Source organism: Streptomyces sp. NPDC005408, from assembly GCF_040606445.1.
In the GTDB taxonomy this organism is placed as follows: domain Bacteria; phylum Actinomycetota; class Actinomycetes; order Streptomycetales; family Streptomycetaceae; genus Streptomyces.
Map to the genome: position 1 here is coordinate 59,721 of NZ_JBEXEX010000028.1, position 23,110 is coordinate 82,830.

20 protein-coding genes are annotated in these 23,110 nt (G+C 70.6%); 12 read left to right on the plus strand and 8 right to left on the minus strand.

Annotated features, from left to right (window positions below; all coding sequences use genetic code 11):
* Nucleotides 1-24 precede the first annotated feature (24 nt).
* The 4 genes from ABZS64_RS24405 to ABZS64_RS24420 are packed head-to-tail and all read left to right on the plus strand — an operon-like array spanning nt 25 to nt 4,403.
* Nucleotides 25-1,437: an FtsW/RodA/SpoVE family cell cycle protein gene (locus ABZS64_RS24405; protein ID WP_355833388.1), complete on the plus strand. Its 1,413-nt coding sequence runs from the start codon at nt 25-27 to the stop codon at nt 1,435-1,437.
* A complete protein-coding gene (locus ABZS64_RS24410; RefSeq protein WP_355833391.1) occupies nt 1,434-2,891 on the plus strand; it encodes a penicillin-binding transpeptidase domain-containing protein in 1,458 nt (485 codons plus the stop codon). Before ABZS64_RS24405 ends, ABZS64_RS24410 begins: the two co-directional genes overlap by 4 nt.
* A 4-nt stretch (nt 2,892-2,895) precedes the next feature.
* A complete protein-coding gene (locus ABZS64_RS24415) occupies nt 2,896-3,945 on the plus strand; it encodes an amidase (protein ID WP_355833394.1) in 1,050 nt (349 codons plus the stop codon).
* Nucleotides 3,942-4,403 (plus strand): DUF3291 domain-containing protein, encoded by a 462-nt coding sequence (locus ABZS64_RS24420; protein WP_355833397.1) that lies wholly within the window; start codon nt 3,942-3,944, stop codon nt 4,401-4,403. The genes ABZS64_RS24415 and ABZS64_RS24420 overlap by 4 nt, the downstream gene beginning before the upstream one ends.
* Here ABZS64_RS24420 and ABZS64_RS24425 read toward each other — a convergent pair.
* Complete coding sequence (locus ABZS64_RS24425) at nt 4,400-5,539, minus strand: ferritin-like domain-containing protein (protein WP_355833400.1); 1,140 nt, start codon at nt 5,537-5,539, stop codon at nt 4,400-4,402. The two genes, ABZS64_RS24420 and ABZS64_RS24425, sit on opposite strands and share 4 nt — an antisense overlap.
* A 167-nt stretch (nt 5,540-5,706) precedes the next feature.
* Between ABZS64_RS24425 and ABZS64_RS24430 the strand changes: the two genes are divergently transcribed.
* On the plus strand, nt 5,707-6,642 hold the full coding sequence (locus ABZS64_RS24430) for a diiron oxygenase (RefSeq protein ID WP_355833403.1): 936 nt from the start codon (nt 5,707-5,709) through the stop codon (nt 6,640-6,642).
* A 26-nt stretch (nt 6,643-6,668) separates the two neighbouring features.
* Complete coding sequence (locus tag ABZS64_RS24435; protein ID WP_355833406.1) at nt 6,669-7,397, plus strand: TetR/AcrR family transcriptional regulator; 729 nt, start codon at nt 6,669-6,671, stop codon at nt 7,395-7,397.
* Nucleotides 7,398-7,456: 59 nt separating this feature from the next.
* On the opposite strand, the gene ABZS64_RS24440 is transcribed toward ABZS64_RS24435, so the two are convergent.
* Together ABZS64_RS24440 and ABZS64_RS24445 are read right to left on the minus strand one after the other, a co-directional pair.
* A complete protein-coding gene (locus tag ABZS64_RS24440; RefSeq protein WP_355833409.1) occupies nt 7,457-8,533 on the minus strand; it encodes a dipeptide epimerase in 1,077 nt (358 codons plus the stop codon).
* Nucleotides 8,534-8,635: 102 nt separating this feature from the next.
* Nucleotides 8,636-9,862, minus strand: coding sequence for a helix-turn-helix domain-containing protein (locus ABZS64_RS24445; protein ID WP_355833412.1), 1,227 nt, complete (start codon nt 9,860-9,862; stop codon nt 8,636-8,638).
* A gap of 145 nt (nt 9,863-10,007) precedes the next feature.
* Between ABZS64_RS24445 and ABZS64_RS24450 the strand changes: the two genes are divergently transcribed.
* The 3 genes from ABZS64_RS24450 to ABZS64_RS24460 are packed head-to-tail and all read left to right on the plus strand — an operon-like array spanning nt 10,008 to nt 12,633.
* The gene (locus ABZS64_RS24450) at nt 10,008-11,132 is read left to right on the plus strand and encodes a DegT/DnrJ/EryC1/StrS family aminotransferase (RefSeq protein WP_355833415.1); all 1,125 of its coding nucleotides are present in this window, start codon (nt 10,008-10,010) and stop codon (nt 11,130-11,132) included.
* Entirely contained in the window at nt 11,129-11,872 is a 744-nt protein-coding gene (locus ABZS64_RS24455) for a hypothetical protein (RefSeq protein ID WP_355833418.1), read from the plus strand. Before ABZS64_RS24450 ends, ABZS64_RS24455 begins: the two co-directional genes overlap by 4 nt.
* Nucleotides 11,872-12,633 carry an amidohydrolase family protein gene (locus ABZS64_RS24460; RefSeq protein WP_355833421.1) on the plus strand — a complete coding sequence of 254 codons (762 nt, stop codon included), beginning with the start codon at nt 11,872-11,874 and terminating at the stop codon, nt 12,631-12,633. The genes ABZS64_RS24455 and ABZS64_RS24460 overlap by 1 nt, the downstream gene beginning before the upstream one ends.
* Nucleotides 12,634-12,807: 174 nt before the next feature.
* Here ABZS64_RS24460 and ABZS64_RS24465 read toward each other — a convergent pair whose 3' ends face one another.
* The gene (locus tag ABZS64_RS24465) at nt 12,808-13,791 is read right to left on the minus strand and encodes a dihydrodipicolinate synthase family protein (protein ID WP_355833424.1); all 984 of its coding nucleotides are present in this window, start codon (nt 13,789-13,791) and stop codon (nt 12,808-12,810) included.
* Between the two features lie 75 nt (nt 13,792-13,866).
* Between ABZS64_RS24465 and ABZS64_RS24470 the strand changes: the two genes are divergently transcribed.
* Nucleotides 13,867-14,850 carry an LLM class flavin-dependent oxidoreductase gene (locus ABZS64_RS24470; RefSeq protein WP_355833427.1) on the plus strand — a complete coding sequence of 328 codons (984 nt, stop codon included), beginning with the start codon at nt 13,867-13,869 and terminating at the stop codon, nt 14,848-14,850.
* Here ABZS64_RS24470 and ABZS64_RS24475 read toward each other — a convergent pair.
* The 4 genes from ABZS64_RS24475 to ABZS64_RS24490 all read right to left on the minus strand — a co-directional run bounded on the left by ABZS64_RS24475 (nt 14,840) and on the right by ABZS64_RS24490 (nt 19,901).
* Nucleotides 14,840-15,646 carry a carbohydrate ABC transporter permease gene (locus ABZS64_RS24475; RefSeq protein WP_355833430.1) on the minus strand — a complete coding sequence of 269 codons (807 nt, stop codon included), beginning with the start codon at nt 15,644-15,646 and terminating at the stop codon, nt 14,840-14,842. The genes ABZS64_RS24470 and ABZS64_RS24475 overlap by 11 nt on opposite strands.
* Entirely contained in the window at nt 15,646-16,491 is an 846-nt protein-coding gene (locus ABZS64_RS24480; protein WP_355833485.1) for a sugar ABC transporter permease, read from the minus strand. The genes ABZS64_RS24475 and ABZS64_RS24480 overlap by 1 nt, the downstream gene beginning before the upstream one ends.
* A gap of 116 nt (nt 16,492-16,607) precedes the next feature.
* Nucleotides 16,608-17,870, minus strand: a complete 1,263-nt coding sequence (locus ABZS64_RS24485; protein ID WP_355833433.1) for a sugar ABC transporter substrate-binding protein — start codon at nt 17,868-17,870, stop codon at nt 16,608-16,610.
* Between the two features lie 96 nt (nt 17,871-17,966).
* A complete protein-coding gene (locus tag ABZS64_RS24490; protein WP_355833436.1) occupies nt 17,967-19,901 on the minus strand; it encodes a hypothetical protein in 1,935 nt (644 codons plus the stop codon).
* Between the two features lie 210 nt (nt 19,902-20,111).
* On the opposite strand from ABZS64_RS24490, the gene ABZS64_RS24495 reads away from it, so the two are divergent.
* Together ABZS64_RS24495 and ABZS64_RS24500 are read left to right on the plus strand one after the other, a co-directional pair.
* Nucleotides 20,112-20,387, plus strand: a complete 276-nt coding sequence (locus ABZS64_RS24495) for a hypothetical protein (RefSeq protein ID WP_355833439.1) — start codon at nt 20,112-20,114, stop codon at nt 20,385-20,387.
* A 96-nt stretch (nt 20,388-20,483) separates the two neighbouring features.
* A complete protein-coding gene (locus tag ABZS64_RS24500; RefSeq protein WP_355833442.1) occupies nt 20,484-23,078 on the plus strand; it encodes a PQQ-binding-like beta-propeller repeat protein in 2,595 nt (864 codons plus the stop codon).
* The last annotated feature ends 32 nt before the right edge of the window (nt 23,079-23,110 follow it).

A 23,110-nucleotide genomic window follows, 5' to 3' on the forward strand; every position in this document is an offset into this window, starting at 1 on the left:
CGAGCCCCGGCTACGTTGCGAAGCATGACCGCAACGACGACGAGGGCGGCGGACGCTCCCCCGCCCGACCTTCGCCTCCCCAAGCGGCGGGGCGTCGAGCTCTCGCTCCTCGTCTGCGCCGTCCTCATCTCCGTATACGGCTATGTCGATGTGGGCCTGACCAAGAACAACGCGGTCCCGCCGGACGCCGCCGGCTACGGCGCGGGCCTCGGCGTACTGGCTCTCCTCGCCCATCTCGCCGTACGCCTGCGCGCCCCCTACGCGGACCCGCTGCTGCTGCCCATCGCCGTCCTGCTCAACGGCATCGGCCTTGTGCTCATCTACCGCCTCGACCTGGACACCCCGCGCGACGTGGCCGCGCCCACCCAACTGATCTGGTCCACCATCGGCGTCGCGCTGTTCATCGCGGCCGTCGGCCTGCTGCGCGACCACCGGGTGCTGCAGCGGTACGCATATCTCTCGGTCGCCGCGGCCCTCGTCCTGATGATCGTGCCGATCCTCTTCCCCGCCGTGAACGGCGCCAAGATCTGGATCCGGATCGGCGGATTCTCCTTCCAGCCGGGCGAGTTCGCCAAGATCCTGCTCGCCGTCTTCTTCGCCTCGTATCTCGCGGCGAACCGCAACGCCCTGGCCTACACCGGCCGCCGGATCTGGCGGCTCCAGCTCCCCACCGGCCGGGTGCTCGGCCCCATCGTCGCGATCTGGCTGCTCAGCGTCGCCGTGCTGGTCCTCGAACGTGACCTCGGCACCTCGCTGCTCTTCTTCGGACTATTCGTGATCATGCTGTACGTGGCGACGGGACGCACCGGCTGGATCGCGGTGGGCCTGCTGCTCGCCGGGGCAGGTGCGTTCGCCGTCGGCTCCCTCGAACCACATGTCAACAGCCGCGTCACGGACTGGCTCGACCCCTTCGCCACCATCGATGCGGGCCAGGGCCCCAGCCAGCTCGCCCAGTCGCTCTTCGCCTTCGCAGCGGGCGGAATGCTCGGCGAGGGCCTCGGCCTCGGGCACTCCGCCCTCATCGGCTTCGCCGCCAAGTCGGACTTCATCCTGGCCACCGCGGGCGAAGAGCTCGGCCTGGTCGGCCTGACCGCGATCTTCCTGCTCTACGGGCTCCTGGTGGCCCGCGGCTACCGCGCCGGACTCGCCCTGCGCGACCCCTTCGGGCGGCTGCTCGCCGTCGGCCTCGCCTCGATCATCGCCCTCCAGGTCTTCGTGATCGCGGGCGGAGTGATGGGCCTGATTCCGCTCACCGGCATGGCGATGCCCTTTCTGGCGCAGGGCGGTTCGTCGGTCGTCACCAACTGGATCATCGTGGCGCTGCTCATCAGGGTCAGCGACTCGGCCCGGGCGCCGCACCCCGAAGCGCCCGAGCCGGTGACCCTCGACCCGGTCCTCGCCCCGGTCCTGGACCGGGACCTGGAGGACGAACGGTGATCCGCTACATCCGGCGCGCCGCCGCCCTGTGCCTCCTGCTGCTGGCTGCGCTGCTCGTCAACGCCGCCCGGGTGCAGATCCTCGAGGCCACCTCGCTCGACAAGAACCCGGCCAACCGGCGCCTGGCGATTGCCCGTTACGCCGAGCCACGCGGGGACATCGTGGTCGGCGGCCAGACCGTCACCGGCTCCAAGGACAGCGGCCAGCAGCTGCGCTTCGAGCGCACCTACACCGACGGACCGCTGTACGCGCCCGTGACCGGCTATTCCTCACAGACGTACGGCACCAGCCTCCTGGAGAACGCCCAGGACAGCATCCTGTCCGGCACGGCCTCGCTGCTCGCGCCGCTGCCCTTCTGGAACGACATCAGCCGCGGCCAGTCCCCCGGCGGCAAGGTCGTCACCACCATCAAGCCCTCGATGCAGCGGGCCGCGTTCGACGGTCTGGGCGGAAAGCGGGGCGCCGTCGCCGCGGTCGAACCGTCGACCGGGAAGATCCTGGCGCTGGTCAGCAGCCCTTCGTACGACCCCGGGGAGCTCTCCGGGACCGGGCCGGCGGTCAAGACCGCGTGGGCGAGGCTCAATGAGTCCGGCCATCAGCCGATGCTCAACCGGGCCATCCGGCAGACCTATCCGCCCGGCTCGGCCTTCAAGATCGTGACGGCGGCGGCGGCGCTGGACTCGGGCGTGGTCAGCGATGTCGACGCGCCGAGCGGTGCACCCGATCCGTATGTCCTGCCCGGGACCCGGACCACACTCCCCAACGCGGCGACCGGCTGCCGCAATGCCTCGCTCGCGTACGCCATCCAGTGGTCCTGCAACACCGTGCTGGCGCATATCGGAGTGAAGGTGGGGCTGGCCGGAATGCTGGACACGGTCGGCAGGTTCGGCTTCAACGACCCGTCGCTGCGGATCCCTTCGGGGGTTGCCGTGTCCAACTTCGACCGGCGCATGACCGTCGACCAGGTGGCGCTCTCCTCCATCGGGCAGTTCGACACCACGGCGACGCCGCTCCAGATGGCGATGGTGTCGGCCGCGGTCGCCAACGGCGGTGATCTCAAACGCCCCTATCTCGTGGACCGGGTGACCCGGTCGAACGGCCACACGCTCATCCAGACCACCCCGGCCTCGTACCACCAGGCGATGAACCCGGCGACCGCTCAGCAGCTCCAGGACCTGATGGTCAGGGTCGTCGAGGAGGGCACGGGCGAGAACGCCGCGATCGAGGGGGCGCGGGTGGGTGGCAAGACCGGCACGGCACAGCACGGTCTCGGCAACGCCGGTACGCCGTACGCCTGGTTCATCTCCTGGGCACAGGCGGACGACGCGAGCCGGCCGTCGGTCGCGGTCGCGGTGGTCGTCGAGGACGCGTCACTCGTGCGCGGCGACGTCAGCGGCGGTGGCAGCGCGGCGCCGATCGCGCGGGCGGTGATGGAGGCGGCGCTGAGAGACTGACCGGATGGTGGTGGAACAGGCGCTGGAGCGGATCGGGCGGCTCGATCCCGGGCTGAGTGCGTTCATCGAGGTGTGGCCCGAGCGGGCTCTCGCACACAAGTCGGACCCAGAACTCCCGCTGTGCGGCCTGCCGTTCGCGGTGAAGGGTCGTTCCGGCATCCGGTCGTATGCGGCCCGCCTGCTGATCGCGGCAGGCGCGGTCCCGGTCGGCTCGACGTCGGTTCCGGGCCCCGGCACGTACTGGCAGACCTGGGGCCTCGGCGCGCACGGCCCCACCCTCAACCCGTGGCGGGCGGACCGTACGCCGGGCGGTTCGTCGGCGGGTTCGGCGGTGGCCGTCGCAGCCGGAATGGTGCCGCTGGCCACGGGAAGCGACGGGGCAGGTTCGGTACGGATCCCGGCGGCCTGGTGCGGGGTGTTCGGCCTGAAGACGACGAACGGGCTGCTGCCGTCGCCGGATCGGACGGGCCTGGCGTCGGCGGGTGTGCTGACCCGCTCGGCGGCCGACGCGCGGGTGTATCTGCGGTGTGTCCTGGACGGCTACGAGGACGTGCGGGTGCCGCTCCCGGTACGGGCACGGTGGTCGCCCGACCTCGGGTTCGCGGAGACCGACCCGGAGGTGGAGTCGGTGGCGCGGTCGGCGGTGGACCGGCTGGTGTCGGCGGGGATCGTACGCCTCGACGGGCAGCCGCCGGCTCTGCTCGACCCGAAGGATGCCTGGCAGTCGGTCCGGCGCGGCCGGCCCGCGGCAGGTGCGAGCGTACGGGCGGAGAACGACCGCCGCCTCGCCGACCTGTTCGCGGACGCGGACCTGCTCCTCACCCCGGCGACCCCGAACCGCCCGCACGGCCACGAAGGCCCGGGCGAGCTCTACTCCACGTCCCTGACCTGGGCGTTCAACCTGAGCGGCCACCCGGCCGCAAGCATTCCCGCAGGCTTCACGAGCGACGGCTGCCCGGTCGGCCTGCAACTGGTGACGGCTCGCGGCACGGACATCTCGCTCCTCGAAATATCAGTGGCGGCCGAGAAGCACACGATTATGGTGCGCTCATGACCAACGAACAGAGGCCCTACGAACTTGCCCAGGTGAACATAGCCCGACTCAAATTCCTGCTGGACTCCCCGGAGTTGAAGGACTTCGTCGACGGCCTCGACCCGGTGAACGCGGTCGCGGACGCGGCCGACGGCTTCATCTGGCGGCTGAAGGAGGAGAGCGGGAACGCGACGGATCTGCGGATCTTCGCGGACGACTGGCTGATGGTGAACATGTCGGTGTGGCGGAACACGAACGCGCTGACGGCATTCATGTACCAGGGGCAGCACCGCGAGCTGCTGGGCCGCCGCTACGAATTCTTCGAGCGGGTGGAAGAGGTCATGACGACCCTGTGGTGGGTGGAGCCGGGCCACCGCCCAACGGTGAAGGAGGCCGAACAGCGCCTGCTCCACATCCGCGAACACGGCCCGACACCTGAGGCGTTCACCCTGCGGACGTCGTTCCCGCCGCCGTCCTAGGAACGCCTGGGAACGCCTGGGAACGCCTGGGAATCCTGGGCGCCGTCCGCTATCGCCTCCTCGACCTCCGTGACCCGCGCCTTTTCCTCCGCCGCGAAGCGTTCGCGGTCGAGCTGTTCGGCGATCTCCTCGTCCTCGGACATCAGGAGGTCGAGGTTGGCGTCGCCCAACTCGAAGACGCCCATGTCCAGATAGGCCTGCTGCAGACGCTCGCCCCACAGCCCGATGTCCTTGACGCACGGAACGATCCGGCTGAACAGCAGCTTCCGGAACAGCTGGAGATATTCGGACTGCTCGGAGAGCTCCGCCGCCTCCTGCTTGGGGATGCCGAAGTTCTCCAGCACCTCCACCCCGCTGAGGCGGTCACGCATCAGATAGCAGCCCTCGATGACGAACTCCTCGCGCTCGCGCAGTTCCGCGTCGCTGAGCTCCTTGTAGTAGTCGCGCAGGGCCATCCGCCCGAAGGCGACATGGCGGGCCTCGTCCTGCATGACGTACGCCAGGATCTGCTTGGGCAGCGGCTTGTCGGTAGTGTCCCGCAGCAGGCCGAAGGCCGCGAGCGCAAGCCCTTCGATGAGGACCTGCATGCCCAGATACGGCATGTCCCAGCGGGAGTCGCGCAGGGTGTCGCCGAGCAGTCCCTGCAGGTTGTCGTTGACCGGGTAGAGCATCCCGATCTTCTCGTGCAGGAACCGGCCGTAGATCTCGGCGTGCCGGGCCTCGTCCATGGTCTGGGTCGCGGAGTAGAACTTCGCGTCCAGATCCGGAACCGACTCGACGATCCGCGCGGCGCACACCATCGCACCCTGCTCGCCGTGCAGGAACTGGCTGAACTGCCAGGACGTGTAGTGCTTGCGCAGCTCACCCTTGTCCTTCTCGGTGAACTTCGCCCAGTGGCGGGAGCCGTAGAGGGTGAGCGCCTCGTCGGGGGTGCCCAGCGGGTCGTACGGATCGACCTCCAGGTCCCAGTCGATGCGCTTGGTGCCGTCCCACTGCTTGTCCTTGCCCTTCTGGTAGAGGGCGAGGAGCCGGTCACGGCCGTCCTCGTACTCCCAGCTGAAGCGGGCGGCGCCGGAGGCCGGGACCTGCCAGTGGAGGCTTTCGGGGGCGTTTGTGTAGCGGTCGTACGTCGACACGGAAGGCTCCTTCGCCTCATATCCCGTACACCTAAGGACAGTTGGCAGGCTCACACGTTGGTAGACGCTTCGTCAACAAGTCGCGCACAAGGGATTGACGAGCTTACTGACACGCAGTCTCATAAGGAGCAACCTTTTCACCGCCCCACCCCGAGGTGCCCTCAGCCATGACGACAGTGACCGAACGCGACATGCGGCAGCTCCGCGACGCACTCGGCCCGCTCCGGGACCGGGAGCAGGTCGCCGAGCGCCTGCTCGAGTCCTCCGCCAAGCACTCCTTCGACCCTGACAAGGAACTCGACTGGGACTCCCCGGCCGAGGAGGGCAAATGGTTCTGGCCGCCGGAGCTGCTCTCCCTCTACGACACCCCGCTGTGGCACACGATGTCCGAGGAGCAGCGCTTCGACCTGGCCCGGCACGAAGCCGCAGCACTCGCCTCGCTCGGCATCTGGTTCGAGATCATCCTGATGCAGCTGCTGGTGCGCCACATCTACGACAAGTCCGTGACCAGCAACCATGTGCGGTACGCGCTCACCGAGATCGCCGACGAGTGCCGTCACTCGATGATGTTCGCCAGGATGATCAAGAAGGGCGGGGCGCCGACGTATCCCGTACCGCGGGTCTACCACAATCTCGCGCGCGTGCTGAAGACGGTCTCGACGACACCGGGTTCGTTCGCGGCGACGCTGCTCGGCGAGGAGATCCTCGACTGGATGCAGCGGCTGACCTTCCCCGACGAGCGTGTCCAGACCCTGGTGCGCGGCGTGACCCGTATCCATGTGGTCGAGGAGGCGCGCCATGTCCGCTACGCCCGCGAGGAGTTGCGCCGCCAGATGGTGACCGCGCCACGCTGGGAGCAGGAGTTCACCCGGCTCAGCTGCGGCCAGGCGGCTCGGGTCTTCTCCATCTGCTTCGTGAACCCTCAGGTGTACACGAACATCGGCCTCGACCGGCGCGAGGCGGTCGCACAGGTCAAGGCGAGCGGACACCGGCGAGAGGTGATGCAGTCGGGCGCGAAGCGGCTGACGGACTTCCTTGATGACATCGGAGTGCTGAGGGGGCCCGGACGCAGGCTGTGGAAGAGCTCCGGACTCCTCGCCTGATCCCGGACAGGGCATACGCTGCGAGCATGACCAGTCCCGCTCCAGCGACCCCTGCCCCTGCCTACCGGCGGCTCAGCGTCGAGGAGCGCCGCAGGCAGCTCCTCGCGGCCGCGCTCACGCTCTTCGCGCACCAGCCGCCGGACGAGATATCCCTCGACGACGTGGCCGAGGCGGCGGGGGTCTCCCGGCCGCTCGTCTACCGCTACTTCCCCGGCGGGAAGCAGCAGTTGTACGAAACCGCCCTCCGATCCGCCGCCGACCAGCTGGAACTGTGCTTCACGGAGCCACCCGCGGGCCCGCCGACCGAGCGGGTCTCGCGGGTGCTCGACCGCTATCTCGTCTTCGTCGACGAGCACGACGCCGGGTTCAGCGCGCTGCTCCGCGGCGGGAGCGTCGCTGAGACGTCCCGTACGACCGCGATCGTCGACGAGGTGCGGCGGGCCGCCGCCGAACAGATCCTCGTCCACATCGGCGCGGACCGGCCGGGACCGCGGCTGCGGATGATGGTGCGCACGTGGATCGCCGCGGTCGAGGCGGCGTCGCTGATCTGGCTGGACGAGGGGAAGCAGCCGCCGGCGGACGAGCTGCGCGACTGGCTGCTGGACCACCTGATCGCGCTGCTCGCGGCGACGGCGGCGACGGATGACCAGACGGCGGAGGCGGTGCGGGAACTGGTGGCGCTGGAGACGCCGTCGGGTCCGGTGGCGAGGCTGGCGGGACAGGTGGGGGCAGTTGTGGGCGACGGTCTGCTGTAGGGGCGCCGGGCTGGGGCGGAACCCCAGCCACAGCGGTCCGGGGCGGAGCCCCGGCTGCGTCACAGGTCGTGGCCCAGGCCCGCACCCAGCGGGACATCCACCCACCCCGTGTCCGCCGTCGTCGCGAACGCGCTCGGTGCCAGCGGCTCCGCCTCCACCAGCAGCGGGCCCACCAGGTCCGCCGGGACCGTCGCGTGCGGGAGCGCCGCCGCCAGGTGGGTCGCGGCCAGGGAGGCAACGCCCAGTTCCGGCATTGTGCCGATCTTCACCGCGAGGCCCGCCGACTCGGCCAGGGCGCCGATCTGCCGGGCCCGGTGGAGCCCGCCGACCTTGAGGATCTTGATGTTGAGGACATCCGCTGCCCCCCGGCGGACGATCTCCAGCGCGTCGTGCAGCGACTGCATGCTCTCGTCGGCCATCACGCGCACACCGCCACTGCCGCGCAGCGCAGCCATCCCGGTCAAGTCCCAGCGCGGCAGCGGCTGTTCGACCAGGTCGAGGCCCACGTCGGCGAGCCGGGCCACAGTCCTGGCCGCCGTACCCGGGTCGTAGCCCTCGTTGGCGTCGAGGCAGAGTTCGACGGAGTCCGGCACCGACCGGCGTACGGAACGGACCAGCCCCACATCCAGGTCCGGGTCCTCGCCGCCCTTGACCTTGATGTGGGTGAAGCCCTTCGCGGCGTACGCGGTCGCCTCCTCCACCATCTCCTCGACCGTGCCGAGTCCGACCACCCAGGTGGTGGGGACGCGCGGCCGGACGCAGCCGCCGAGCAGCAGATGCACCGGCCAGCCCGCCGCCCGCGCCGTCAGGTCGTGCAGCGCGATGTCCAGCGCCGCCTTCGCGAGGTGCTGGCCACGGATGGCGGTGTCCATGGCGGCGTGCGCTCCCGCCAGATCGCGGGGGTCCCGGCCGATGAGCGCGGGGGCGGCATGCTCGGTGAGCGCGGCCTCGAGACCGGCGAGGGTCTCTCCGGTGTAGGCGGTCATCGGGGACGCCTCACCGAAGCCGGACTCGCCGTCGGCCGTGCGTACTTCGACGACGAGGCTGATCAGTTCCGGGCTCGTACCGCTGCTGATGACGAAGGGGCGTCGGTAGGGGGCCCTGACGACGCGCGTGTGGACCGAGGCGATCTTCAAGCACGGCTCCTTCGAGTTACGGCCCGGACCGTAAGGCGGGCTCGTGGCTTGCTCGGGGCGGGCTCAGGGACAGGGCTCACGGACGGGGTTCACGGACGGGGCTCAGAGGCGTACGCGGTAGACGATCGGCGGGCGGCCGGTCTGTCCCTGCTGCCGGCTGCCCGTCGGCACGGCAACCCCCGCCCGCTCCAGGCGCTTGAGGATGCGGCGGGCCGTGCGCTGCTGGACATCGAGGTGCTCGGCGACGCGGTGCGCGGTGATGCCTTCGTCCGCCTCCGCGGCCAGTTCGCGCAGCCGGTCCAGGGTCTTGGCGTTGAGTCCGACACGGCGGGCGAGGGTGACCGTGCTCTCCGGGCCGGAAACCGCCGGCCCGGAGGACCGTTCCGCGTCGATCACGATGTCCACGTCGTCGGTCATCGAGACGACCCCGGCGACCGTGCCCACCGAACGGGCCCGGTTGACCGCGCGCCTGGCCAGCGATTCGGCCTCCGCAGCGGTGCGGCCGAGCCCGAAGCCCACATGCGCGGTGCCGTGCCGGGCGGCGAGGTCGTCCAGGAAGGGAAGGCGGGTGAACTGCTCGCTCACCTCCTCCAGGACGCCGCGGGTGGTGACGACCAGCCGCTCCCCGTCGGGCAGATCCGCAAGGCTGCCGCCCAGCACCCGCAGGTCGGCGGCCAGTTCGCGGTCAGCGGCCGGGAGGTCGATGATGCCGAGGGCGACCTGGGCGTCTCCGCTGTGCGCACCCGCGGTGGCCAGGACGAGAGCCTGGAGCGTGGAACGTATGGAGTGCCGGGACGGCGCGAGCCGTACGGCGTGCATCTCGTGGTCGAGCAGGTGGAAGGCCGAGCCGAGGCAGGTCAGGGCGACTCTGGTCTGCTTCTTGTCGCGGGCGGCGAGATGGAACTCGGCCAGATCCTGCGAGGTCAGACCCGGCCGGTAGGGCAGTACATGCACATGCTCGGTCGGCAGCTTGGCCTCGGTGAGCGTCTCCATGACCTCGCTGCGGCGCAGTGTGTCGATGGAGATCCGGGAGACGTCGTGGCCCAGACGGAGCAGTTCGACGAGCGCCCGCAGCAGGGTCGCGCCGTTGTACGGGACATACATCGCGGGCCGGTCCAGCAGCCCGGCGGCCGTGGCCAGGGTGTGCGGCACGACGCCGGTGAACAGCAGCGCGTCCACGCCGGCCTGTGCCCCGGCGACCACGTCGAGGGTCTCGTCCTCGTGGCGGTACGGGAGCGGCACAAGACGGTCGGCCCCCGACGAGCCGCCGACCGCGACCACTTTGGGCACAAGGTCCTCGGGACCGATCACGCCGACCGTGAGAGCCATCGGCCGGTCTCCGTTCTTCTGGAGTGGTTCTGCGGTACTTCTGGACGGGGTTGACGCCCGCCTGGACGGGGTTGACGCCCGGCAACCGCGGTTCTAATTTCGGCCCAGGCCATAACCGCATGCTTGCGGAGAGGATAGTGCCCCGATGCCCGAACGGGAAATGCCGCTGCCCACAGTTCTCGACCCCCGCGGCCGCACCTTCGGCGAGGAGGAACGGGCCGCGGTCCTGCGCGTACTGGACTCCACTGTGCTGTGCAGCGCCTTCGGCAGTGAAGCACGCTCCCTCGAAGCCGAGATGAGCGGGCTGTACTCCCGCGCGGAGACGGTTGCCTGCAGTTCGGGGACGGCCGCGCTGCATCTGGCGGTCGCCGCGGCCGGGGTCGGCCCCGGCGACGAGGTCATCACCACTCCGATCTCGGACTTCGGCACAGTCGCGCCCGTATTGGCGCAGCAGGCACGTGTGGTGTTCGCCGACGTACGCCCCGAGGACGGCAATATCGACCCCGCCGCGGTCGAGGCGGCCGTCACGCCGCGCACCAAGGCCGTCATCGCCGTGCATCTCTTCGGCGGCGCGGCGGACATCGACGCGCTGCGCGCGGTGTGCGACCGGCACGGACTCGTCCTGATCGAGGACTGCGCGCAGGCCTGGCTCGGCGAGGACGCGAGGGGCAGGCTGCTGGGCACGGTGGGCGACATCGCCTGCTTCAGCCTTCAGCAGTACAAGCACATCACAGCGGGCGACGGCGGTCTCGCGCTCACCGACGACCCGGCACTCGCCCGCCATATGCGGCTCTTCATGGACAAGGGCTGGGACCGCACGGAGGGCCGCATCCACCGGGAGCCGGGCCTCAACTACCGGATGCCCGAGCTCATCGCGGCGGTGGCACGCGCCCAGCTCACGAAGGTCGCGGACGTCGTACGCGTACGCCGGGAGCGGGCGGAACAGCTGGCCGCCGCGGTCGCCGCGATCCCGGGCGTCGAGATGCCCGGGCACCGCACGGGTCACGCCTGGTGGGTGGTCCCGCTCCTGGTCGAAGACAACGCCCGCTGGGCCAAGAAGCTCCAGGCCGCGGGGATTCCGGCCCTGCCCGGATACCTGGAGCGCCCGCTGTACGCCAATCCGGCACTGCCCGGATATCCGCCAGGCCTGTGTCCCCGTGCCGAGGGGCTGATCGACCGTACGCTGCTGGTGCTCCAGTGGAACGAGGGATACACCGAGGACGACGTGGACCGGATCGCCCGGGCCCTGGCCGACGGGGAAACACGATGAGCGCGTACGAGTGGCTGACTCCGTCCGCCGAGGAGTACATCGGCTGGGACGTGGACGTGTTGTACGGGCCGTGGCCGCGGCACCACCGCGACATCGGGCTCGCCGAGGTCCGCGACCGGCTGAGCCGCTCCCCCGTCGCCGCCGCGCTGGCCCTCTCGACGCGCGGCCCCCTCTTCGACGACGGCGAAGGCAACGCCGAGACGGTCCGCGATCTCGCCGGCTGCCCGGAACTGCTGCCGGTCGGCACGATCGACGTACGGGACGCGCTGACCGCGGAGGACCGGCTCGACGAACTGGCCACGGCAGGGGTGCGGTTCCTGCGCCTGTTCACGATCGAGCAGATGGCCGAACCCGGCTTCCCCGGCTACCGGCGGGTGGTCTCGCTCGCGCTGGAACGCGGGCTGACACTCCTCCACGACGGCGACCCGCGCCGCTACGGTCCGCCGCTCATGGGTCTCGGCGCGGATGTGGTCTTCCTCGATCTGCACGCCTATCTGCTGGCCGACTTCCTGCTGCTGGCCCGCGAGGAACCCGGATTCCGGGCCACCACCCGGATGCTGTCGGGGCCCGACTCCATCGAGCGCGTGGTGGAGACGGTGGGCCCGCGCCATCTGGTCTTCGGCTCGCGCACCCCGTTCATGGACATCTCACCGCAGACGCTGCGGCTGCGGTACGCGGACATCTCCGACGACGACCGCGCCGCGATCGCCACCAAGAACGTCGAGGAGCTGCTGGTCTGATGCCGATCATCGATGTGCATGCGCATGTGGGCCGCTGGCAGTTCCATCTGACCTGCGGGGACACGGAGACCAATCTGCGGCAGATGGACCGGTACGGAATCGACCTGCAGGTTGTCTCGGCGTCGGAGGCGGTGGTGTACGACGCGGTGGGCGGCAACGCGGCGCTGGCCAAGGTGCTCGCGCAGCAGCCGCGGCTGTACGGATACGCCGTGGTGAACCCCAACCGGCCCGACGAGAGCGCGGCGGATCTGCGGCGCTGTCTGGACACGGGACGGTTCCTCGGGGCGAAGATCCACACCCACTATCCGGGGCAGTTGCCCGGGGCGCGGGCGATGGCGGAGGCGTTCGACGTGGTCGCCGAGGCGGGCGTACCACTGCTGCTGCACACCTGGGGCGACGAAGTCACCCTCCTGCCGGAACTCCTGGCGTCCCGCCCCGGCCTGCGCGTCATCATGGGCCACGCGGGCGGCGACGCCTGGCGCGAGGCGGCCCACGCGGCGGCCGCGTGCGACCGCCTGTACCTGGAGCACTGCCGCACGGCGACGGACGCGGGCCGCATCGCTTACGCGAGGGAGGCGGGGGTGCCGGTGGAACGCCTGCTGTTCGGTACGGATGCGACGCTGATCGATCCGTGTGTGGCGCTGGGGGTGGTGCGCGATGCGGGCTTCACTCCGGAGGAGCGGGAGAGGGTGCTGTGGGGGAACGCGGTGGGGTTGTTCGGGCTGCCTGCGGCGCTTTCCCCTACCCGCCCCTTCCCGTAACTGGGGCTCCGCCCCAGACCCCCGCGCCTCAAAAGCCGGCGGGGCTGAATATGCGGCCGAGCCGCAAGTTCAGCCCGTCCGCGTTTGAGGACACCGCCGGAGGCCGTACCGGGGGTCTGGGGGCTCGCCCCCAGTTCGGGAAGGGGCGGGGTGGGGAACAGCGCCGCAGGCCCCCTAGCCGCTCTCCCTCGCCAGCCCCTCCAAGCACGCGATCACCGATTCGCGTTCCCCCGCCAGGAGTTCGGGTCCGTACGGATCATGCGCCGCATGTTCCGGAATCAGCCCCTCCCACACCGCCGCCCACAGCATCCGCTGCACATACCCCTCGATCGGATCGAGGAACGTCGCCTCCGCGAAACGGTCCAGCCGCCTCGACGCCCGCACAAAGGCCCCATAGTCCCCCGCCGTCCACGCGTCCAGCACCGCCCCCGTCAGTGACACCCTCGCCGCCGCGATGCCCACCAGTGCCGAGTCGGCGCCCCACATCAGGGACGGGCCGAACATCCGGTCCTCGCCCGTGACGACGAGCTTCCCGCTCTCGCGCGCCGCGTGGATCGCGTCCTGGCAGGCCATCGCGCGGTCCAGCGTGGCGAGTTTGATCCCGGCGGCGGACGGCAGGGCGAGCAGTCGGCGGATCAGGGACGGCGGGTACGGATAGCCGCCCGCTTCGCCGTGGAGGAAGAAGCCGAGCACCGGCAGCCCGCTCTCCTCGGCGACCCGTTCGTGCAGCCGTACCGCTTCCGACTCGCCCTGAGGGCGCGAGGCGAAGTGAGGCAGCGGATAGACCATGACGGCGTCCGCGCCGAGGCCGGCCGCCTGGACCGCCATGGCGACGGTCGCGTCCCAGGCCTCCCGCAAGGTGCCGGCCCGGGCCGATCGTGGCACCCCCGCACCTGCCACGATCGGCCCGTCGACCGCCTCCCGCCAGATGCGCAGCACCTGATGGCGGTCGGACTCGGAGAGATACAGACCGCGGCCGGTGTGCGCCCAGACGGCCACGCCGCCGATCCGCCCGGCCGCGATCTTCTCCGCATAGCCCCGCAGCGCGTCCAGGTCCACGACTCCCCGAGGGTCCATGGGAGTGGCCACGGCGGGCACAACCGTGCCGCGCAGCCTGCGCACCAGGCCCTCCGTCGCAGACATGGGCATCGCTGACATGGGCGATCTCTCCCGTCTGTTGCGGTCGTTGGCGACACGCTAGCCTTTACGGCCCGGACCGTAAAGGAGCGTCCCATGCGTCTCGGCCTGTACGTCAACCTCTACGCGGACAAGGCCGACCGGCCCCGGCTCGCCGATGCGGTGGAGCAGGTGCGGCTGGCCGAGCAGGCCGGTTTCGACTGGGTGGTGCTCGGCGAACGGCATCTGCACCGGCCCGGCTACCACGAGGCGCTCACCTCACTGGCCTATCTCGCCGCGCACACCGAGCGGATCGGGCTCGCCACGGCCGGGCTGATCGCGCCCGTCTATCAGCCGGTGTGGCTCGCCGAGACTCTCGCGCACATCGATGTGCTGTCGGGCGGGCGGCTCACGGCCGGTTTCGTCCTGGGCTACCGGCCCGAGGAGTTCACCCTGTACGGCACTCAGCCGCGCGAGCGCGTGTCCCGTTTCGAGGAGTGCCTCGAGCTGGTCACCCGGCTGTGGACCGAGGACACGGTCACCCACCACGGCCGCTGGACCTCGGTGGAGGAGGCGTTTCTCTCGCCGCGCCCGGTGCAGTCCCCGCGGCCCCGGATCTGGAACGGCGGCCGGGTCTCCGCGGCCCTGGAGCGTACGGCACGGATGTGCGACGGCTGGACGACGTCCTTCAACGAGCTCGACTCCGAACTGCCCAAAAAGATCGAGGAGTACCGCTCCTACCCGCGCGGCGCGGCGAGTCTCGGCGCCGAGGTCATCGTCTGCCGCGAGGGGTACGCCGCCGCCACCTCGCAGCAGGCCCGCGCCGCCCTCGAAGCCCCGCTGCGCGGTCTGTACGACGCCTACGGCGACTGGAAGCGCACCTCGGCCGATGCCGCGCGCTACGCCCAGCAGTGGGACGACATCGAGGCGCGCTCCGTGATCGGCTCGGTGGACGGATGCGTACAGCGGCTGGGGACGTACGCCGACATGGGCGCCGACGCAGTGGTGCTGCGCATCCAGCCGCCCGGCATGCCGCAGGCGGACGCCCTGAGCGCGATCGAGACCTTCGGGACCCAGGTGCTGCCGGGTCTCAGGACTTGAGGCCGGTCGTGGCGATGGAGTCGGTCAGATAGCGCTGAAGCAGCCCGAAGACGAGCAGGCAGGGGACCACGGTGATGGTCGCCCCGGCCATGATCTGGTTGATCGCCACGTCCTCCCCCGCGAGGGTGGCGAGGCCGACGGTGAGCGTGCGCATCTCGGAGGACTGGCCGATGACGAGGGGCCACAGGAAGTCGTTCCAGTGCCAGAGGAAGACGAACACACCGAGAGTGGCGAGGATCGGCCGGATGAGCGGGATGACGATCGTGGTGTAGATCCGCCACTCCGAGGCGCCGTCGATCTTCGCGGCCTCGAAGAGCTCGTCCGGCAGCTGGTACATGAACTGCCGCATCAGGAACACGGCCTGGGAATTGGCCAGGGTCGGCACGATCAGACCCCAGTAGGTGTCCACGCCGCCCATTTTCGAGACCAGGATGTAGTACGGGATGAGGGTCGCCTGGAACGGCACCATCAGGGTCGCCAGGAACGCCCAGAAGAGCACCTCACGGCCAGGAAACCGCTTCTTGGCGAAGGCGTATCCGGCCATCGACGAGAACAGCAGGATGAGCACGACCGACACGAGCGAGTAGATCAGCGAGTTGAGGGCCCAGCGCGTGATGTCCGCGCCCGCCAGGACGTCGGAGAAGTTCTGCCAGGTCGCCCGGGTGATGTCGAAGGCCCCGGGCAGGGTCTGGCCGCCGGGCGGGGCGAAGGCGACCAGGACCATGACCGCGAACGGCGTGACGGTCACGAAAGCGACGAGGATCAGCAGCACGGGCAGTCTCAGCCGGCCTCCCATCAGTCCGCCTCTCTGCCGATGAGCCGGCGCTGGATGAGCGAGAAGACCAGGACGACGACGAAGAGCATCAGGCCGACCGCGCTCGCGTAGCCGAAGTCGAAGTACTTGAAGCCCGAGTCGTAGAGGAAGTAGACGAGCGAGTAGCTGGCCCTGACGGGTCCGCCGGCCGTCATCACGTACATCGCGTCGAAGACCTGGAAGGCCTGGATCGCCTCGATGACGAGGACGAAGAAGAGCACGGGCCGCAGCATCGGCAGGGTCACCAGGCGGAAGCGCTGCCAGGCGCTCGCGCCGTCGACGGTGGCCGCTTCGGTGACCTCGCGCGGGATGGACTGGAGTCCGGCGAGCAGGATGAGCATGGTGTAGCCGAAGCCCTTCCAGGCGGAGGTGGCCGCGATGGAGGGCAGGACGAGCGAATCGTCGCCGAGGAAGTCGATGGGCCCGATGGAGATCGCGCCGAGTGCGGCGTTCAGCAGCCCGTCGTCGACCTCGTAGATCCACTTCCAGATGACGGCGGCCAGCACGATGCTGGTGACGTACGGCAGGAAGAAGACGCCGCGGAAGAAGCCCCGCAGCCAGATGGTGCGGTGCAGCAGCACGGCCGTGCCGAGGGCGAGCAGCACGGTCATCGGGACATAGATCGCGGTGTAGAAGGCGGTGACGCCGAGGCTCTCCCAGAACAGGTCGTCGCCGAACAGCCGGGTGTAGTTCTCGGCCCCGATGAACTGCCATTCGCCGCTGAGGCGGTAGTCGGTGAGCGAGAGGAAGGCCGCGCCCAGCGTCGGTCCGAAGCGGAAGACGATGAACAGCACGAGCATCGGGGCGACGAACGCGAGGCCCACCAGGGCCTCGCGCCGTCGCCCCTGTCGCCGGCCGCCTGGCCGGCGTGCGGCAGCCTCGCGCGTCGCCGACTTGCGCGTGGCTGCCTCGTCCGGGACAGCCTCGTCCGTGACTGCCTCGCTCAACGCTGTCGCGCCAGCAGGTCGTCGGCTGCCTTGGCCGCGGCGTCCAGCGCTTCCTTGGGGCTCTTCTTGCCCAGCAGCGCCGCCTGGATCTCCGGTGCGAGCAGGCCCATCAGCTGGCGCGCGGCAGGATTGGGCTCACCGGGAGTGACGTCCGCCAGCGCGGCCTGGTACTGCTTCGCGTACGGGGACGCGTTCGGCACGCTGACGTCCGTACGGGGTGAGAAGTAACCGCTGGCCTTGCCCAGGGACTTGATCTGCTCCGGCTCGGTCATGAAGGCGAGGAACTTCTCCGCGCCCGCCGTGTTCTTGGACTTGGCGTTGACGCTGAGAGCACCGGGGATGCCGAACGCGACCTCCTTGGCAGGGCCCTTGAGCGGCGCGCCCACCACCACGTTCCCGGCGCCCCAGGTCTTGGCGGCCAGTTCGGCGTCGGCGAGTACGACGGAGAAGCCCATGGCCGCCTGCTGCTTGCCGAGTGCCTGGTCGGCGAGGATGTTGGTGTTCGTCATCGACGACTTGGGGACCGAGCCGGCCTTGTAGAGCTCGGTGAGGAAGGTGAGTGCCTCGACGCCCTCGGGGCCGTTGAAGGCGACCTTCTTGCCGTCCTTCGCGAAGACGGTGCCGCCTGCCTGCCACAGCAGCGGATAGAAGTTGAGGTTCAGCGAGGCCTCGTTACTGGCGGAGTAGTCGAGGAGCGCGATGCCCTTCTGCTTGAGCTTGGGGGCGGCGGCCTTGATCTCGTCCCAGGTGGCGGGCGGTGTGGCGACACCCGCCTGGGTCAGCAGCTTCTTGTTGTAGATGGTGGTCGTGATGGTCTGGTAGATCGGCGCACCGTAGATCTTGCCGTCCTGCTTCATCGCGTCCATGGTCGCGGGCAGGAACTTTCCGGCGCTGGCCTTGAGCGCCCCGTCCACCGGGCTGATGGCGCCGCTGGCGGAGAACTGGGGAATCTGGTCCGGCGTCAGCAGGACGACGTCCGGGCCCTTTCCGCCGCTGAACGCGGTGGCGATCTTCTGGTCGCGGTTGTCCCACGGCTGCTGCTCGACGGTGAGCTTGGTGCCCGGTGCCGCCTTCTCGAAGGCCTTCTCGATGCCGTCCCAGTAGGCCGCACTGGCCTTCGGGTCGGCGATCACCGGATACATCCAGACGGTGACCTTCTTCGAGTCCGAGCCGCCGTCGCCGCTCCCGCAGGCGGAGAGTGAGGCGGCGAGCATGAACAGTGCGAGAGGTGCGGTGGCGCGCTTGAAGCCTGTCTTCATGGGGGCCTCCGGAAGGCCTGATGAGAAGGGAGCACGGAGCGCGGCTGTTTCGGCCTGGGCCGAAACTAGTCGCGGGGGATTTGGCCTGTCAATGAGTCAGTAACGGGGATCCACCCGGAACAGCTCGGGGCCACGGTTCAGAGAGAGACTGCCGTCACTGTGAACGCACAGCCTCCTGTGCACGAAGCCCACTACGAGCGCCGGTTCATCGTCCTCCACGTGGGGATCGACTCGGAAGATCAACGCATTGTCCACGCTCACATAGAGCCTTTCCCTGGAGATCACGATGGACCCGGCCGCGCTTCTGCTGCCCAACCTGTAGTGGCGCACGACCTGTTGGGTGTCGAGGTCGACGGCGAAGAGCGTGTGGCCCGCAAGGCCCCACAGCCTTCCGTCGGGGCCGATCGCCACGGCGCTGACCGTTCGCTCCGTGGGGGCGGGCTCCAACTCCCAGAGTTTTTCGCCCGCTTGGACGTCCCAGGCGAACACCGCGCCCGACTCCCGGGTGTACTCGGTGGTGCTGAGCCCTCCGGTGATCGACGCCCCTCCGTAGACCACACCCTCGTGGGCGGTCAGGCAGAACACGGACTGGTCCTGGACCACATGCCGGACGAACCGGTAGGTCCCGCTCTCCGGATCGAGGACCGCGAGCCCGCCGCCGAGCCGGTCGCCCTCGGGGACCGTGCCCACCACGATCTTCCCGTCGGCCTCCGCGAGGCATTTGGCGCGCATCTGGAGGTGGGGCGCGAGGTTGAGGACGGGCTCCGGGTTGACGGGGGTGCCGGGCGGGCCGCCCGGTGAGTATTCGGGGCTGTTCCAGGGCCGGTCGGGCCGGTATCGGTAGAGCCTGGCCTCGGGGTAGAGACCGAGCCATACGGAACCGTCGGACGCCTGCAGGATGCACTCCGTCTGCCCGAAACGGTGGAACTCCGTCACGCCGGTGGCCCTGTTCACCGAGGCCAGACCGCCGTTGAGGAAGCCGCCCGCGTAGACGGTCTCTCCGTCGCCCGCGCCGAGCGCGAGGATCTCGATCGGGCTCTTGGTGATCCCCGTGTCCGTGATCGCATACGCACCGGTGGCGGGGTTGTAGCGGAACATCTCGCCGCGCGAGAGCGTCCCCACGACGCTGCTGCCGGGCCAGTCCTCGAGCACCAGCTCGGCCCAGCCGAAGGAGCGGACGCTCTGCATCTTGCCGGTGAAGGTGAGACCGGTGCTGCTGAGCTGCCGGGTGGCCGGGTCGTAACGGTGCAGTTCGCTGTGCTGGACGAGATGGATGCCGCCGCCGGAGTCGGGCGGGGCGATCGTCAGGCCGTGCGCGCCCGGGATCTCGTCCGTCCAGGCTCGTGCCTGGAGGTCGTAGACGAAGAGCGGGCTCGGCAGGTCGGAGCCGATGCGGGCGTACAGCCGTCCGTCGTAGGCGTCCAGGTCGTAGACGGCCCTGCCCTCGACGGAGTCGAGGCCGGGGGGCATGGGGAGTTCGGTGACCGAGCCGGTCGCCGGGTCCAGTTCGGCGATATGGGCCGCCGCGTACGAACCGGAGTAGACCTTGCCGCCTGCGCAGGCGATGCTCCGCACGTACGTCTGGTCCGCGACGACCTGCCCGAAGTCGGAGTACTCCTTGGCTGCCGGATCGAAGCGGAACACCCTTCCGCCGGGGAAGGTGCCGCCCCAGATCGCGCCGTCCGCGTCGCAGGCCAGCGACCAGATGAAGTTCTCCCCCTCCAGCGGCCGGCCGAGGTCCTCGGCTTCGTCGTCGCCCGCGCCGGGCCGCCAGCGATACAGATGCGCGTTGCTGTACGTCCCCGCATACACGCCGTCGGGCGCGGCGGTCACGGCCCAGGCGCCGTCGGCGTCCGCGAGCGGGGCGCTGACCAGCTGTTCGCCGGTGGCCGGGTCGACTGCGGTGAGACATGCGGGCCTGCCCGTGGACACATTCCACAGGGCCGGTCTGCCGCCGGGTCCCGGTGCGACCGTGCCGCCCAGGAGCAGGACGTCGGCGAGCGGTACACCCAGCGGTTCGGGTTCACGCATCAGCGTCTCCCGGGCCGACGCGGTCTCACAGGACGAACACCTCCGGCCCAACGAGGGGGTTATGGCAGTAGCCGAAAGTGATACGCCACTGCCCCTGAGGCGTCAACGGTGCCTGCCGAGTGGGCCCCGGGCTGCACTCCAACGGGTGCATGCCACGACGCGGCGCGCCCGGTGACGGCGGCGGACGGGCCCTGCGTGAGACTGACCCGTGTGAGAAGCGAGAACACCCCCTTCGAGGGCGGGCCGATGGACGGGCGCGTCCTGCCGGTGCTGGTCGGGCCGACCGGCCATCCCCCGAAGTGGTACAAGATCCCCGTCCCGAACGACGACGGCACGCCGCCGACGGTGCACACCTACCGGCGCGTCCCCTCCGGCTACACCAAGCGGCTCGGTCTGCAGCGCGGCTGGAAGTACGAGTACGCCCCCGGGGGCGTCGAGCGGCGCACGCCGAAGTGGCCCTGGTCGAAGCCGAACAGCGCGCCATAAGATCGCTGGGGCGTGTGGCGAAATTTACTCCGTCCGCCCGAAGGGCGGGCCAGGAGGGACTTTCGCGACACGCCCCAGGACTTGTAGCCAGGGGGGATGCTCGCCATGGAGCAGCTGCACCAGGACGATCCGCGCCAGATCGGTCCCTACACCGCGCTGGCGCGCTTCGGGGAGTCGGCGATCTGCGTCCGCTATCTCGCGTACGGGCCGGACGGCTCGACCTCGGTCGTCTCCGTGGCCAGGCCGGAGCTGGCCGAACTGACCGCGTTCCGGCGCCGCTTCCGGTCGGAGACACGCAGGACGGAGCGCCTGGCCGGGGGCTGGGTGGCGCCGATCGAGTCCAGCACCGACGGGCAGCCGATGTGGACGGCGAGCCCCCACGTCCCGGCGCTGAGCCTGCGTGAGGCGATCGCGCTCGCCGGTCCGCTGCCGGAGCGGGCGCTGCGGATACTGGGCGCGGGGCTGGCGGAGACCCTGTCGCGGGTGCATGCAGGCGGGGCGGTGCTGCACGGTCTCGCACCCGACACCGTGCTGCTCGCGGCGGACGGGCCGCGGCTCACGGCCTTCGGGGCCCTGGGCGCTGCGGCCGTCGCCCAGGCGCATCCGGACGGGCAACTGACCGTGAAGCTGAGCTATCTGACCCCGGAACAGGCGGCGGGCGCGAAGCCCGGACCGGCCTCCGACATCTTCGTACTCGGTCTGCTGCTTGCGTACGCGGCGACGGGCATGACCCCGCTCGGCGACGCGGACCGCATCGCCCACGCCGAGCCGGAACTGGACGGCGTACCCGGTGAACTGCGGCCCCTGGTGGCGAGCTGTCTGGCGAAGCTCCCGGAGGACCGCCCTTCGGCGGGCACGGTGGCGGCGGAACTGGCCCTGGAGGGCGCGGCGGCCCTGGCCCGCGACGGCTGGCTCCCGCCGGGCCTGGTGACCGCGGTGGAGTCGCAGGCGGCGGCGGTGGGTTCGCTGCGGGCGGGGGGCGAGTGGGCGGGCCCGGATGCGGTGGCCGGGCAGTCCGCGGTGCCTGCGGGCGCCGAGGCCGCCGGCGCGGCGGCCGGGCAGCAGGCGCTGGGCGACGGGCGCCCGTCCGCGCCGGGCGGTGGCCCGGCAGCCGGGCAGCACCCGGCACCCACGGGCGACGGGCCCCGCGACGCGATCCCCGCGCAGCATCCCGGCGGCATCCCTGACGGCGACACCCTCGTCGTCGGCGGGCGCGGCGGGCGCGGGCTCGATCGGGTGACGGCTGCCCTTGGGGTGCCCGCCGCCCGGAGCGCGCCGACCGCACCGCCGCCCGCCTCGGTGCCGCCCGCTTCGGTGCTGCCCGCCGCGCTGCCTGCCGTGCACCATCCCGTACCCCTGCCCGTGCCCCTGCCCGCACCGACACCCGCCCCGGCACCCGCACCCGCCGCGCCCGATCGGCGTGCCCTGCTCGTCGGGATCGCCGCCGGCGTCGCCGGGATCGCGGTCGGCGGCGGCGCCGTGTGGGCGCTCGGTGACGACGCATCAGAACCGAAGCCCAAGCCCTCCCCCACACCCCCGCGCGCCCGTGTCGCCGGGGTGCCGCCCGAGCCCGCGTGGCGCTACGAGCACCCCGGCAAGGACGACGACACGCCGCCGAACGCCACCGTCGTGGGCGACCGTGTGCTGGTGCTGACCGGCGGCGACCAGGCCGTCGGCGTGGATGTGCGCACGGGCCGCAGCCTCTGGCAGATCGAGGCGGCAGCCTCGACCTCCCGTGCCGTACCCGTGGACGGCGAGCTCTGCTTCGTCGACGGCAAGGCCGAGTTCCTCTGGATCTCCGTACGGGACGGGCAGATCAAGCACCGGGTCGCCAAGACCACCCTCGTGGGCCCCGGCGGGAGTCTGACCGTCGGCAGCCTCACCGGCTGGGACGGCAGCACGCTCTGGATGACCGGCCACATCAAGAAGGGCGCCGCGACCACGGCGCACTTCCTCGCGTACGACCTCGCCGCGCGCACGTGGCAGTGGCGCACCCAGATCACCAAGGGCCTGCCGCCCGGCATCCCGCGGTACGAGCTGGTCGCCGTCCGGGCCGCCGACATCGTCGTACGACAGGACGCGGCATCGCTCACCCCCGCGCAGCGCAAGGCGTCCAAGGGCGCGTCCGTACTGCTGGTCTTCGACCGGAAGACGGGCAGGCAGCAGCAGACGCTCGCGCTCCCCGGCATCGTGCCGACCGCGGCCGTGACCGGCGATGCGCAGGAGAAGGTCTTCGCCGCGTCGGCGGGCGAGCTGTACGCGTACAGCAGCCGCGGCGGCGCGCGGCTGTGGCGGCTGGCCGCGGCGGCGCCCGCGGCCGGTGAGACGGGAGTCTTCCCGTTCGGGAAGGGAGTCCTGCGGGGCTCGACGCTCTATACCGCCAACCGTCATCAGGAGGTGTGCGCGGTCGACACCGCGACGGGCCGCGCGCTGTGGCGGCGCTCCACGGAGGCGCCGGTGTGGAGCAGCGTCCCGGCGACCGCGGTCAGCGCGAGCGGCGGCACGGTGCTCGCGGGTGACGGCGCGCAGCTCACCGCGTTCGCCGCGCGCGACGGAAGGCGGCTGTGGAAGTTCCAGGAGGCAGGCGTGGACGACGCCCCGGGCGGCTCGCGCTATGTGCCGCTGCAGGGCGGCGGCCGCACGCTCGTGGTCCAGCGGGAGCGGACCTTCTACGCGCTGCCGGTGGACTGACACGCCGGAGTCGGCTCGCACTCCCCCCTGTG

Excerpts from the sequence above, each read along its gene's own strand:
- ABZS64_RS24405 (WP_355833388.1), top strand. The coding sequence starts at position 25 with ATGACCGCAACGACGACGAGGGCGGCGGACGCTCCCCCGCCCGACCTT.
- ABZS64_RS24415 (WP_355833394.1), top strand. The coding sequence starts at position 2,896 with ATGGTGGTGGAACAGGCGCTGGAGCGGATCGGGCGGCTCGATCCCGGG.
- ABZS64_RS24420 (WP_355833397.1), top strand. The coding sequence starts at position 3,942 with ATGACCAACGAACAGAGGCCCTACGAACTTGCCCAGGTGAACATAGCC.
- ABZS64_RS24430 (WP_355833403.1), top strand. The coding sequence starts at position 5,707 with ATGACGACAGTGACCGAACGCGACATGCGGCAGCTCCGCGACGCACTC.
- ABZS64_RS24435 (WP_355833406.1), top strand. The coding sequence starts at position 6,669 with ATGACCAGTCCCGCTCCAGCGACCCCTGCCCCTGCCTACCGGCGGCTC.
- ABZS64_RS24445 (WP_355833412.1), bottom strand. The coding sequence starts at position 9,862 with ATGGCTCTCACGGTCGGCGTGATCGGTCCCGAGGACCTTGTGCCCAAA.
- ABZS64_RS24450 (WP_355833415.1), top strand. The coding sequence starts at position 10,008 with ATGCCCGAACGGGAAATGCCGCTGCCCACAGTTCTCGACCCCCGCGGC.
- ABZS64_RS24455 (WP_355833418.1), top strand. The coding sequence starts at position 11,129 with ATGAGCGCGTACGAGTGGCTGACTCCGTCCGCCGAGGAGTACATCGGC.
- ABZS64_RS24460 (WP_355833421.1), top strand. The coding sequence starts at position 11,872 with ATGCCGATCATCGATGTGCATGCGCATGTGGGCCGCTGGCAGTTCCAT.
- ABZS64_RS24465 (WP_355833424.1), bottom strand. The coding sequence starts at position 13,791 with ATGTCAGCGATGCCCATGTCTGCGACGGAGGGCCTGGTGCGCAGGCTG.
- ABZS64_RS24470 (WP_355833427.1), top strand. The coding sequence starts at position 13,867 with ATGCGTCTCGGCCTGTACGTCAACCTCTACGCGGACAAGGCCGACCGG.
- ABZS64_RS24475 (WP_355833430.1), bottom strand. The coding sequence starts at position 15,646 with ATGGGAGGCCGGCTGAGACTGCCCGTGCTGCTGATCCTCGTCGCTTTC.
- ABZS64_RS24485 (WP_355833433.1), bottom strand. The coding sequence starts at position 17,870 with ATGAAGACAGGCTTCAAGCGCGCCACCGCACCTCTCGCACTGTTCATG.
- ABZS64_RS24490 (WP_355833436.1), bottom strand. The coding sequence starts at position 19,901 with ATGCGTGAACCCGAACCGCTGGGTGTACCGCTCGCCGACGTCCTGCTC.
- ABZS64_RS24500 (WP_355833442.1), top strand. The coding sequence starts at position 20,484 with ATGCTCGCCATGGAGCAGCTGCACCAGGACGATCCGCGCCAGATCGGT.